Annotated in this window: 12 protein-coding genes; 6 read left to right on the top strand and 6 right to left on the bottom strand. The window is 64.4% G+C overall.

The genetic code is table 11. The features are described 5' to 3' along the window. Positions 1-197 precede the first annotated feature (197 nt). A complete protein-coding gene (locus P3H15_RS24765; RefSeq protein ID WP_346348802.1) occupies positions 198-521 on the top strand; it encodes a WhiB family transcriptional regulator in 324 nt (107 codons plus the stop codon). A gap of 14 nt (positions 522-535) precedes the next feature. Here P3H15_RS24765 and pgi read toward each other — a convergent pair whose 3' ends face one another. From pgi to P3H15_RS24750, 3 genes are all read right to left on the bottom strand, one after another. Continuing rightward, the gene (gene pgi, locus P3H15_RS24760) at positions 536-2,170 is read right to left on the bottom strand and encodes a glucose-6-phosphate isomerase (protein ID WP_276139642.1); all 1,635 of its coding nucleotides are present in this window, start codon (positions 2,168-2,170) and stop codon (positions 536-538) included. Between the two features lie 59 nt (positions 2,171-2,229). After that, positions 2,230-3,117 carry a phosphogluconate dehydrogenase (NAD(+)-dependent, decarboxylating) gene (gene gnd / locus P3H15_RS24755; protein ID WP_276139641.1) on the bottom strand — a complete coding sequence of 296 codons (888 nt, stop codon included), beginning with the start codon at positions 3,115-3,117 and terminating at the stop codon, positions 2,230-2,232. Between the two features lie 157 nt (positions 3,118-3,274). Continuing rightward, a complete protein-coding gene (locus tag P3H15_RS24750; RefSeq protein WP_276139640.1) occupies positions 3,275-3,673 on the bottom strand; it encodes a Zn-ribbon domain-containing OB-fold protein in 399 nt (132 codons plus the stop codon). 56 nt (positions 3,674-3,729) lie between these two features. Between P3H15_RS24750 and P3H15_RS24745 the strand changes: the two genes are divergently transcribed. Beyond that, positions 3,730-4,884, top strand: a complete 1,155-nt coding sequence (locus tag P3H15_RS24745; protein WP_276139639.1) for an acetyl-CoA acetyltransferase — start codon at positions 3,730-3,732, stop codon at positions 4,882-4,884. A 40-nt stretch (positions 4,885-4,924) separates the two neighbouring features. On the opposite strand, the gene P3H15_RS24740 is transcribed toward P3H15_RS24745, so the two are convergent. Continuing rightward, on the bottom strand, positions 4,925-5,749 hold the full coding sequence (locus tag P3H15_RS24740; protein ID WP_276139638.1) for a MaoC/PaaZ C-terminal domain-containing protein: 825 nt from the start codon (positions 5,747-5,749) through the stop codon (positions 4,925-4,927). A gap of 107 nt (positions 5,750-5,856) precedes the next feature. Here P3H15_RS24740 and P3H15_RS24735 point away from each other — a divergent pair, with 107 nt between their 5' ends. The 4 genes from P3H15_RS24735 to ribB all read left to right on the top strand — a co-directional run bounded on the left by P3H15_RS24735 (position 5,857) and on the right by ribB (position 9,970). Next, positions 5,857-6,930, top strand: a complete 1,074-nt coding sequence (locus P3H15_RS24735; protein ID WP_276139637.1) for an LLM class flavin-dependent oxidoreductase — start codon at positions 5,857-5,859, stop codon at positions 6,928-6,930. Further along, positions 6,927-7,994, top strand: a complete 1,068-nt coding sequence (locus P3H15_RS24730) for a hypothetical protein (RefSeq protein WP_276139636.1) — start codon at positions 6,927-6,929, stop codon at positions 7,992-7,994. Before P3H15_RS24735 ends, P3H15_RS24730 begins: the two co-directional genes overlap by 4 nt. A 23-nt stretch (positions 7,995-8,017) precedes the next feature. Next, positions 8,018-8,545: a flavin reductase family protein gene (locus P3H15_RS24725; RefSeq protein WP_276139635.1), complete on the top strand. Its 528-nt coding sequence runs from the start codon at positions 8,018-8,020 to the stop codon at positions 8,543-8,545. Between the two features lie 123 nt (positions 8,546-8,668). Then, entirely contained in the window at positions 8,669-9,970 is a 1,302-nt protein-coding gene (gene ribB, locus P3H15_RS24720) for a 3,4-dihydroxy-2-butanone-4-phosphate synthase (RefSeq protein ID WP_276139634.1), read from the top strand. Between the two features lie 54 nt (positions 9,971-10,024). Here ribB and P3H15_RS24715 read toward each other — a convergent pair whose 3' ends face one another. Beyond that, the gene (locus tag P3H15_RS24715) at positions 10,025-10,939 is read right to left on the bottom strand and encodes an SDR family NAD(P)-dependent oxidoreductase (protein ID WP_276139633.1); all 915 of its coding nucleotides are present in this window, start codon (positions 10,937-10,939) and stop codon (positions 10,025-10,027) included. Further along, positions 10,936-11,715 (bottom strand): SDR family NAD(P)-dependent oxidoreductase, encoded by a 780-nt coding sequence (locus P3H15_RS24710; RefSeq protein ID WP_276139632.1) that lies wholly within the window; start codon positions 11,713-11,715, stop codon positions 10,936-10,938. The genes P3H15_RS24715 and P3H15_RS24710 overlap by 4 nt, the downstream gene beginning before the upstream one ends.

Raw genomic sequence — 11,715 nt, 5'->3', positions numbered from 1 at the left:
TTCTGACCCGAACACCGACGAGGGCCCGCACAGTCTCTGTGCGGGCCCTCGTCGTGTGACGAAATCGGCGTATTCCTCCACGGGCGCATCAGGCTGTACAATACCAAGCAATCGCTTGGTTAACTGATGAGGCGCGGTTGCGGCGACACCGCCGGATTCAGGGAGTGTGCACGCGCACGAGATGAACAGGACGACCCATGCCCGCCCCAATTCCGATGGAACTCCCCCCGCCCCTCGCCGACGCCTGGGACTGGCAACTGCGCGCGCGGTGCCGAACCGACGACGCCGCGCTGTTCTTTCACCCCGACAATGAACGCGGTCGTGAGCGCACCGCCCGGGCACGGGCGGCAAAGCAGATCTGCGACCTGTGTCCTGTCCGCGACCAATGCCGTTCGTACGCAGAAAAAGCCGGCGAACGCTACGGAACTTGGGGTGGACTGTCGGAAGACGATCGGAAAGCGTACCGGCGTCGTTCCCAATGGGCGATGGAAAACGGTGTCAGGCCGCGAGTCGCGGGCTGACACCATTCCCGCCCTCAGTCGAATGGTGCTGCGCGACGCGCAGCGCGGATCCAATTCGCGAGCGTGTCGGTCGACGGATCACCACAGTCCGCGACCTCCTCCGACAGTGCCACCGCCGGCTGCAGGGCCAGCGCCTGCGCCTTCCCCAGCTCGACACCCCACTGATCGAACGAGTTGATGTCCCAGACCGCCCCCTCTACGAACACCTGATGTTCGTAGAGGGCGATGAGTTGCCCCAGTACCGCCGGTGTCAGCCGTGGAGCGAGGATCGTCGTGCTCGGACGGTTTCCCGGCATCACCTTGTGTTCCAGGAGCTCTGGAACGGTGCCCTCGGATTCGATCTCCCCGCTCTCCCGCCCGAATGCCAGGACCTGGGCCTGCGCGAGCAGATTGCTGAGAAGGATCTCGTGCATGGTCTCCGATGCTGCGGAGAGGTCCATTGCCGAGGTCGCGAACCCGATGAAATCGGCAGGCACGAGACGTGTACCTTGGTGCAGCAGTTGATGAAAGGCGTGCTGCCCGTTCGTTCCCGGCTCGCCCCACAGGACCGCGCCGGTCTGGGAGACCACCGGTGTACCGTCCCGACGGACGGACTTTCCGTTCGATTCCATCGCCAGCTGCTGAAGATACGCAGGAAACCTCGCCAAATCGTGCGCATAAGGCAAGATTGCCCGGGAGTGCGCGTCCAGGAAACTCGCGTACCAGACGTTGAGCAGTCCGAGAATCATTGGCGCGTTCTGCGCGAGGGGCGCGGTCCGGAAGTGCTCGTCGATCGTGTGGAAGCCCGCCAGGAACTCTGCGAAGCGTTCCCTTCCGATAGCGGCCATGACGGTCAGGCCGATGGATGAGCCGACCGAATAGCGACCGCCGACCCACTCCCAGAATCCGAACATGTTTGCCGGGTCTATGCCGAATGCGGCAACCGCCTTCGTGTTCGTGGAGACCGCAACGAAATGCCGTGGGACCGCACTCTCACCGAGAGAATCCACCAACCATGAGCGCGCGAGCCCGGCGTTGGACAAGGTTTCCAGGGTGGTGAACGTCTTCGAGGCGACGATGAAGAGCGTCCGTGCCGGATCGAGATCTTGTAGCGCAGCGGACATGTCGGCCGGGTCGACGTTCGAGACGAACCGCACCTCGATACCGGTACCGACGTAGGGGCGAAGCGCCCGGTACACCATCGCCGGCCCGAGATCGGAGCCGCCGATGCCGATGTTGACCACCGTGGAAATGCGCTCACCGGACGCTCCTCGCCAGTCCCCCGAACGCAGGCGGTCGGCGAACTCCCCCATCCGGTCGAGCACGCCGCGGACATCGGATGCGATATCGCGACCGCCGAACGAGAACGATGCCCCGGGTGGCAACCTCAGGGCAGTGTGCAGCACTGCTCGGTCCTCGCTGGTGTTGATCCGCCCACCCTTGAACATGAGGTCTCGGTGTTCTTCGACGGCGGCCGCACGGGCGAGAGCGATGAGCTTGGCGAGAGTCTCTCGGGTCAGCAAGTTCTTGCTGTAGTCGATGTACAGGTCGCCGGCTGTGATGGTCAGTTCGCGACCGCGCGCCGGATCGTCGGCGAACAGGGCGCGGAGGTGACGGGCGCGAACCGTCACGCTCTCGGCCTCGAGATCGTTCCAGGCTGCCGCAAACATCTCCCTGCCGGAACTATGCTCGGGGCCCGTCGGCCCCGGGATCCGCGACTGCGCGGCGGTCACAGGGAGACCTTCTGCATTGCGTGACCACCGAACTGATTCCGTAGGGCGGAAACCGCCTTCATCGCCGGCGAGTCCAGCTGTTGCGAGGTGAAGCGAGCAAACAGGGCTGCCGAGATCACCGGGATCGGCACCGAGTGCGCGATTGCCTCCTCGACTGTCCATCGGCCCTCACCCGAATCGGCGACATAGCCGGAGATGTCTTTCAGACCGGGATCGTCTCTGAGCGCCTCGACGAGCAGATCCAGCAACCACGAGCGCACGACCGTACCTGCCGTCCACGCTTCCAGGACACCGCGCACGTCCGTGACGAGGTGCTGCGCATTCAGCAGTTCGTACCCCTCCGCGTATGCCTGCATGAGGCCGTACTCCACACCGTTGTGCACCATTTTCGCGAAGTGACCCGCTCCGACCGGTCCTGCGTGGACAAAGCACTTTGCACGATCACCTTCGGGCAGCAACGCCTTGAACAGCGGCATCGCTCGCTGCACGACGGTGGTGTCACCGCCGACCATCAGCGCGTATCCGCTTTCCCGGCCCCAGACACCACCGGAGACGCCGCAGTCGAGGTAGTCGATGCCGCGCGCCGCCAATTGCTGCGCGTGCAGTTGGTCGTCGGTGAAGCGCGAGTTTCCACCCTCGATGACGAGGTCGCCGGGGTCGAGGAGCTCCGCGAGCTCCTCGACTGTCTGCCGGGTGGGATGTCCGTGCGGAACCATGACCCAGACGGTCCGGGGTCCGTCGAGTCCGGACACCAGCTGCGCCAGGGTGTCGACGTCGGTGGAGGCCACGTGCGGATCGAACCCGACGACGTCGTGGCCGTGAGCGCGCAGCCGCTCCCGCATGTTGTGTCCCATCTTCCCGAGACCTATCAATCCCATTTTCACAGTTCGACGTCCTTTCCAAAGTCGGTGAAGCCAAGAGATGTCGCGAACGCGCGTGAGGCCCGCGGTGCGACGCGGCGGGTGCCAACGTCGCTCGATGGGTCCGAAGGGGGAATAGCCGACCTGAACGAGTGCCGTTCGCAATCGGTCCGCGCCCGTGTCACCGCAGCACGAAGACGGGGACCGCTCCGAAGCCGTCCACCTGTTCGAACCGAACCTCCACCGGTGCGTCGATCGTTACCGCGTCGAGCACGTTCTTCCCGTAGATGGCGCTGAAGATTCTGAGGTTTCTCTGTTCCGGCAGCGCGATCCAACCGACCGCGTACGGTGTGGCGTCCTGGTAGTTCGGCACGAAACTCCGGTGCACCACCGTAAACGTTTCGATTCGTCCCGTTCCATCAACTGGATCGAAGATAAGATCCGCACTCCCGCACTGGACGCACTCGGGCTCCGGATGATGGATGAAGGTTCCGCACTGGAGGCACCGCTGAATCAAGAGCTTCCCGTCGTTGCACCCCTCCCAGAACGGACGAGCGATCTCGCTCGGTTCGGGTGCCACACGAATTCGCATGGCAGTATTGTTTCAAGCAAGCGCTTGGTTTACAAGGGGAGCATATGGCAACGCAAGCATTCACCGGAGCAGCAGCCGTCACCGGCATCGGCCTCACCGACATCTCGCGGGACTCCGGAGTGAGCCCACTCCACCTCGCATTGACAGCAAGCCGCGCCGCAATCGCCGACGCGAGTCTCACCGCCTCCGATATCGACGGCGTCCTGTGCTACCACATGAACGACTCCGCACCCGTCACGGAAGTCGCTGAGCGTCTCCACCTGCCCCCCGCAATATGGACAAACGAAATATACGGCGGAGGAACGCAATCCGCCTCGATCCTTGGCGATGCCTCCATGCTCATCCATTCGGGCACCGCGTCGAACGTCCTGATCTACCGCGCCCTCAACGGGCGCTCGGGCAAACGGATGAGTCAAGCCCCACTACGACTGGCCGGCGGCGAAGCACAGTTCACCCGCCCGTACGGCATGGCCGGACCGGTCAACTTGTTCGCTCTGTCCTCGGCACGCTGGATGCACGACACGGCGGCCACCGAGGACGACCTCGCCGCCGTGGTCTGCCAGTCCCGCCACCTCGCCGCGTCGAACCCCCGCGCGCTACTCAACCGAGGGATGACCACCGACGACTATTTCGCGAGTCCCTGGATCTCGACGCCTTTGCGCCGAGCGGACTGCTGCCAGGAAACCGATGCGGGCGCCGCGCTGATCGTGAGCAGAACAGACATCGCAGACGCAATCAGGCCGGGCAGTCCCCGAATCACCACAGTGGTTCGCGGTGGCGGGCCGGGAGCGTCGAGTATGGACAAGGCCGAGGACGTTGCCACTCTGTTCTCGCGCTATCTGGCAGGGAAACTGTGGGACACGTCAGGCCTGACACCGGGTGATGTCGACCTCGCATTGCTCTACGACGCATACTCCCCCGTCGTCCTCCAGCAGCTCGAGGATTTCGGCTTCTGCAACCGCGGCGAAAGCGGACACTTCGTACGTTCGGGCAGCACCCTCCCCACCGGGACGCTTCCGGTCAATCCGCACGGTGGATTGCTGTCCGAGGGTTACGTGCACGGGCTCAACAACATCCTCGAGGCCGTCCGGCAGCTACGCGGCACCGCAACGTCCCATCAAGTCGCATCGCCACACGTCGCCCTGTGCACCGGATTCGGTGGAAGTTACGGCAGCGCGGCAATTCTCGAGAGGCCCTGAGATCTCGCCGACCGCGTATCGGCCGGCGCGACTTCCGCCCTCAGTCGCAATCGAGGTACCTCACTTGCCCACCGGTGAGAACGCCGATCCCGTCGACCGAGGCAGCGTACGCGGTGCCCGCCTCACCCTCCGCGGAGGACACCTCCATCGCGACATCGAGCTTGCTGCCCGGGTACACGGGTGCGGCAAATCGCGCTTCGATCGCCGAGAGCTCCCATGGTTGCCTGCCCAACGGTCCTGCCAACGCCTTCGCGACCGTCCCGAGAGTGCAGAGTCCATGGAGGATCGGCCTGGCGAATCCCGCCGCCTGAGCGGCCGCCGGATCGACGTGAATGAGATGGCGATCGCCGGTGAGCCTGTACAGGACAGCACGTTCCGGCGGTAGTTCGACACAGAGCATGCCCTCCAACTCCGCGGCACCCTGCCGGCCGACCGTTTTCGACGTCCCGGCCGACGGCGTCGAGAACCCGCCGCGACCGGGAAGGATGATCGAGTAGGTGGCGGAAAAGTAGTCGCTCTCGGCAACGATGTCGAGAATGGCGGACTTGCCCGTGTCCCGAACGGCCTCGATGTGCCCGGTCACCTCGAATGCGGTCGCCCGTGGCAGTGGACTGTACATGGTCAGCGATTGCGCGCCGTGGAGGGCCTGCGCCGGCACGAATGCTCCGGCCTCGGATGCCGCGTCGGCGACCCACAAACCCAGTGTCAGCGCATATGTCGGCAGGACTTTCAGGTCACGTTCGAAGACGAGCTGTAGCTCATCGGCGCGCGCACCGACCGCGAGGGCGTACAAGATCGCGTCTTCTTCTCGGTACCGAACCAACCGCGTTCCCAGCTCGCATCCGACCCAATCCGTCATCTTCATGGCGTCAGCGTATAGCATTTGAGCAAGCGCTTGGGTTACTCTCTGTCAAAGCCCCACACAGAGGCAACCTCAAGCAATCGCTTGGTACAACCGACAGGAGTTTGAGCATGGCAAAGCTGCGGGCAGGCCTCGGATATGAACTCGAGGTACGCGGACGCACCAAAGAGGTTGAGCAGCAGGCGTTCGAGAACCTCATCGAACAGGTCACCTTGGCCGACGGGCTCGGCTACACCACCGCCTGGATGGTCGAGCACCACTTCACACGCGGCTTCTCCCACTCGTCGGCACCGGACATCGTTCTGAGCGCACTGGCACGGGTGACCAAGCAGATCCGACTCGGACTCGGCGTCGTCCTGCTGCCGTTCTCCCACCCCATCCGCACCGCGGAGCGCGTGGCCACCATGGACATCATCTCGGGCGGCCGCATCGAGTTCGGGACAGGCCGCGGCGCCTCCCCACTCGAATACCAGGCATTCCAACGCCCCTTCGAACAGTCCCGCGCCCTGTGGGAGGACAACCTGGATACCGTCCTCGGCATCTGGGAATCCGACGGCGAACCCTACAGTGCCGAGCACGAATACTGGAGCGTCCCCGACGTCGGCGTCTACCCCCGTCCAGTGCAGGAACCACATCCCCCCGTCTGGGTGGCATCGACCAGCCTCGACGGCTACCTGCAGGCCGCCCGTCGCGGATACAACCTCCTCGGCATGACGATGCTCAAGGGCATCGACGACGTCGCCGAAGACATCGCGAAGTACAAGGAAGAACTCGCCCGCCACGGATTCGATCCGGAGACTCGCAAGATCGCCCTGATGATTCCATGGCACGTCGCCCCGACCACCGACGAGGCACACGCCAACGCCGCCGACGCCGTGATGTGGTACATCCGCCGCCAGGTCAACCTGGTGGCTCCCCCCGACTACTACGACGCACGCCACGCCAGCCACCGCGTTCTCGGCGCCCTCGCCGCGGGCCAGTCTCAGGAAGAGGCGATCGAAACACTCCGCGAGAACCTCATGATCGTCATCGACGATGTCGAAGGATCCCGCAAGGCCGTGCAGCGACTCGAGGAAGCCGGCGTCACCGACCTCATCGGACAGTTCCAGGTCGGCGGCCTCGACAACGAACATGTCCTCAGCTCGATCAAACTGTTCGCCTCCGATGTCGTGGAGATCCGATGACACATACCGAATCCGTGGAGACACGCCCGGAACCGCTCAGCCGCGCCAAGTCCCCCGGCATCGACGCCGCCAAGGCCACCGGACTCCTGCATGTCGACCAGACCGCGTCGACCGCCTTTCCCTTCACCGCCGATGATCGGTCCGCCGCACTCGCACTGACGGCCGAGACCCTGACCGCCGCCGGGATCAAGACCACCGACCGAATCGTCGTGGCGCTCAACAATGACGGAGACCTCGGCGGGGTCCTGGTTGCCGAGGCGGCATCCGAAATTGCTTCCGCAGCAGCCACCGTCGGACCTCGCGGGCGTATGCGACTTCTGCGCACGCTCGAGAACATCCGCGCAAACGTGTTGGTGGGGACCCCGACCGGGGTCGCTGACTTCCTCGCTCGCCTGCACCTCGAATTCCTCGTCGACCCCCTCGACCTCGAACTCCGCCTGATCCTGCTCACCGGTGAAATCGCCGACCCGAAGAAGATCGAGCACCTGGGACGCGAATTCGGCGCACAGACAGTCGAACTGTTCAGCGACCCGATCAGCGGTGTCCCGATCGCGCACAAGGCGCCGAAGGCCACAGCGTTGATCCCGACGCGCAACAACCTACTCGCACTCGCACCGTCGGCGACTCCCGTCGCCGACGGACACCTCGCCGAAATCGTGGTGCGGTACCCATGGCACTCGACCCTCGCCGACGCGAGCATCAGAACCGGGTACCTCAGCACCCCCGACGCCGACTCGATCACCGCGCCCACCCATACGTACGGCGATCTGATTCTCATTCGCGGGAGATGGGTCTCCTTCACCGCGCTGACCCGGGCCCTGCGCGGAATCGATGGCATCGCGCACTGGGAACTGCGCATTGCACGCCAGGGCACCCTCGACTCCGCGACGGTGTTCGTGTCGTTCAACCGCGACAGTCTGGTCGCGAACGGAATGTGGCACGGCCGCATCGCCCAGGCCATCACTGCGATCACACCAATCTCCATCGACGTGGAGATCGATCCGCACGTCCGCGAGGATTCGGCGCCGCCGTCGATTCACGACGACCGCGGGCACCACCTGTAACCGACAACCCTTCGGAGGCCGAAATGAGCACGACGTCAACACCGGAACACCTCGCGAATCTCCCCGAGGTCGATGCCTCAACGATGCGATCGGTCCTGGGACATTTCGCAACCGGAGTCATCGCAATCACCGCCTTCGATCCGAGCACCGGGCAGGGAGCAGGGCTGGCGGCGAACTCCTTCACCTCGGTGTCACTCGATCCGCCACTGGTCGCGTTTTGTGTCGCCCACACCAGCAGCTCGTGGCCTGCGATCAAACGCGCAGAAACCTTCGTCATCAACATTCTCGCCGAGGATCAGGAACATGTCGGCCGGAAGCTGGCGGTCAAGGGTGGCGACAAGTTCGCGGGACTGGCGTGGAATCCGTCCCCGTCCGGAGCACCGATCGTCGAAGACGCAGTTGCCTGGATCGAAGCTCGCGTCGAGGCCGAACACACCGCCGGCGACCACGTCATCGTCGTATCGCGAGTGCTGCACCTCTACGCCGACGATCGGACGCCGCTTCTCTTCCACAAGGGAAAGTACGGTCGTCTGCACCTCGCAGCAGACTGATCATCCCCCGTTCAGGTGCGCGACAACCTCGCGCGCCCACCACCCGATTGAACCTGTGTCCACTCCGAGTGGGCTCAGGTTCACGATCGAGAGTCATCCGATTTCCTGCCCGTGGGAGGCATCATGAGAACTCACCGTTTTCCATCTGTGGGACAGGTCGACCCCGTTCGTCACGACGGGTTCGACACTGTCACCGAAGCTCTCGATGCCATCGCGCGCGGCGAGATCATCGTCGTCGTCGATGACGAGACGCGTGAGAACGAGGGAGACCTCGTAATGGCTGCCGAGCACGTCACCACCGAAAAGATGGCGTTCATCGTTCGCCACACCTCCGGCTTCGTTTGCGTTGCCATGCCGGAAGAACGAGCTGCGACACTCGGGTTGCCACTGATGGTGCCGGCGACCGCCAACGATGAAGGTCTCGGAACCGCGTTCGGAGTATCGGTCGATTCCAGAAACGATGTCACGACAGGTATTTCCGCGGCCGATCGTGCAGTGACCGCACGCAAGCTCGCCAGCTCGCGCACCCGTGCGGACGATCTCACCCGGCCGGGACACGTCATGCCACTTCTGGCTCGGGCGGGCGGAGTACTCGAGCGGGCTGGGCACACCGAGGCGACAGTCGACGTGTGCCGCATCGCAGGAGTCGAGTCTGTCGGAGTGCTGTGCGAACTGGTCGACGACGACGGTGAGATGTCGCGCGGGACCTCGCTGTTCCGATTCGCGCGGCGGCACCACCTGACGATCATCAGCGTGCGGGACCTCGTCGAGTACCGGAGGCGGAACGAGCGCATGGTCAGCCGCGTTTCCAACGCCCGTATTCCGACAGACTTCGGGGAGTTCGCCGCCTATGCGTTCCGCGCCCACGACGGCATCGAACACCTCGCACTCGTGGCCGGGGCACCCCATCTTGCCGATTCCGCCGCCACCACCACTGCTCCCCTCGTTCGCGTGCACAGTGAATGTCTGACGGGCGACATTCTGGGCTCCCTCAGGTGCGACTGCGGTCCACAGCTGAGGGATTCGCTCGAGGCCATCGCAGCGGAGGGCTCCGGAGTCCTCGTCTATGTGCGCGGCCATGAAGGGAGAGGAATCGGCCTCGGCGCGAAGCTTGCCGCATACGGGCTGCAGGATGTCGGGTATGACACCGTCGACGCCAACATCGAGCTTGGCCTGCCCGTCGACTCACGGAATTACGCGGTCGCCGCAGCCGTTCTGAGGGATCTCGGGATCACTCGGGCCCGACTGATCACGAACAACCCCGAGAAGGTGCAGGCCTTGTCAGAGTACGGAGTCGCGGTGACCGAACGCGTGGCGAGGCCACCACACGTCAATCCGCACAACATCGACTATCTCCGCACGAAGGACAGCAGACTGGGACATTCGATCCTGCAGGTCTCGGACGTCGCCGAGTCTGCGGTCTGACCAGCCGCTCCGCGCCTCGTGAGTGGTTGACGAGTCTCTGGACTCCTCAACCACTCACGGGCGGCGAAGCCGCCCCTCGTCGTCGCGCATGATGCTGTCGAATTGTCCGCGAAGCACATTGCGCGCGGGTTCTGACTCCAGGAACACCGGAATGTTCTCGGTGTGCTCGTACTGCGGTCCACACAGGGACAAGCCTCCGTCGACCGCGAGATCCTGACCCGTGACGTACTGGGCCAGATCTGACAGCATGAACATCGCCGCACCGGCGACGTCCGCGACCAGCCCACGTCTGCCCAGCGGAATGACGTCACGTTCCCGGTTCCCCTCGGACGTGCGCGCGGGGTGCATTCTCGGTGAACTGATCAGGCCCCACGACACGGTGTTCGCCCGAACTCCGAAGGGTCCAAGCTCGACAGCCATGGTGCGAGTCAGGGAATCGAGTGCCGATCGTGTCGCGCCGTAAAACGCAAACCAGGGCATTGCTCGATCGGCGTCCGCGACCGAGAGGTTGACGATCGAACCCCTGCGCTCGGCCACCATGTGGCGCGCGACCGTCTGGCTGGTTCGCAGTGCGTAGGTCACGTTCGTCGCGAGAGCACGACCCCACTGGTCTGAATCCAGGTGGAGAAAGTGTCCGATGTCGTCACCGGTCACGCCGCCGACGACATTGACGAGGTGCCGGACCGGGCGGCCGGGCCGGGCGAGGGCAGCTTCGAGGTCTCGGATCCCGCCCTCGGTGGTGATGTCTGTCAGCACTGTCCTCAGCGATTCGTTGTGCCCGAGGGCCGCGGCGAGTTGTTTTGAACGTTGCTCGTCGCGGTCGACCACGATCACAGCCGAGCCGGCGCGAAGGAGCAGCCGGACCATTGCCGAACCGACCCCGCCACTCGCCCCACCGACGACGACCGCGCAGCTGTCCGTGAACCCCGGAAATGCGAAGTCGGGAACTGGTGGAAGCCGGAAGGTCACAGCGGCATCGCCAATCCGCCGTTGACTCGCAAGATCTGCCCGGTGATGTACGACGCGGCGTCCGAGGCCAGGAACCTGACAGCAGCGGCAACCTCGCTGGCCTGACCGGGTCGACCGAGAGGAATCTCGGCACTGTGTTCACCGTCGATTGCGTTCTGTTGCTCGTCGTTCAGTGTGCCGTCCGGGTTCCGATAGTGGGCAGCGGTCATCGAGGTCGAGATGTATCCGGGCGACACGGTGTTCACCCGGACGCGGTCTCTGCCGAGTTCCATGGCAAGCGTCCGGGTGAGCTGCAGAACACCCGCCTTCGGGATGCTGTACGCCCCGAGGTCGGGCGCGCGGCCGTCGACTGTTCCGGACGAGATGTTGACAATGCTTCCACCGCCCCCGCTGATCATCGCGTTGCCGACGGCACGACATCCGTATACGAGACTCTTCAGGTTGAGAGTGAGCCCGTTGTCGAACTCGTCGTCGCGCATGGACAGCAGGGGCCCCCGGGCAGTGATCGCACCGGCGACGTTCGCCAGGACATCGATCCGGCCCGTCCGGAGGACCAGGTTCGACGCTACCGACTCGAAGTCGGGTGCCGAGCACACGTCCAACGTGTAGGCGAATGCGGCGCCACCCTGTGCCGTGATCTCGTCTGCGCAGCTTCGGCACGACTGGTCGTCGAGATCCGCACAGCCCACCACGGCCCCCGCGGCGGCGAGTTCGATCGCCGTCGCACGGCCGATACCGTTTCCGGCGCCGGTGACCAGTGCAGTGCGACCGTCCAA

It is taken from the genome of Rhodococcus sp. T2V, from assembly GCF_029269925.1.
Classification (GTDB): domain Bacteria; phylum Actinomycetota; class Actinomycetes; order Mycobacteriales; family Mycobacteriaceae; genus Rhodococcus_F; species Rhodococcus_F koreensis.
Note: the sequence above shows the minus strand (reverse complement) of the source record. Positions and strands in the feature narration are given on the sequence as shown.

Excerpts from the sequence above, each read along its gene's own strand:
- P3H15_RS24765 (WP_346348802.1), top strand. The coding sequence starts at position 198 with ATGCCCGCCCCAATTCCGATGGAACTCCCCCCGCCCCTCGCCGACGCC.
- pgi (WP_276139642.1), bottom strand. The coding sequence starts at position 2,170 with ATGTTTGCGGCAGCCTGGAACGATCTCGAGGCCGAGAGCGTGACGGTT.
- P3H15_RS24745 (WP_276139639.1), top strand. The coding sequence starts at position 3,730 with ATGGCAACGCAAGCATTCACCGGAGCAGCAGCCGTCACCGGCATCGGC.
- P3H15_RS24740 (WP_276139638.1), bottom strand. The coding sequence starts at position 5,749 with ATGAAGATGACGGATTGGGTCGGATGCGAGCTGGGAACGCGGTTGGTT.
- P3H15_RS24735 (WP_276139637.1), top strand. The coding sequence starts at position 5,857 with ATGGCAAAGCTGCGGGCAGGCCTCGGATATGAACTCGAGGTACGCGGA.
- P3H15_RS24730 (WP_276139636.1), top strand. The coding sequence starts at position 6,927 with ATGACACATACCGAATCCGTGGAGACACGCCCGGAACCGCTCAGCCGC.
- P3H15_RS24725 (WP_276139635.1), top strand. The coding sequence starts at position 8,018 with ATGAGCACGACGTCAACACCGGAACACCTCGCGAATCTCCCCGAGGTC.
- ribB (WP_276139634.1), top strand. The coding sequence starts at position 8,669 with ATGAGAACTCACCGTTTTCCATCTGTGGGACAGGTCGACCCCGTTCGT.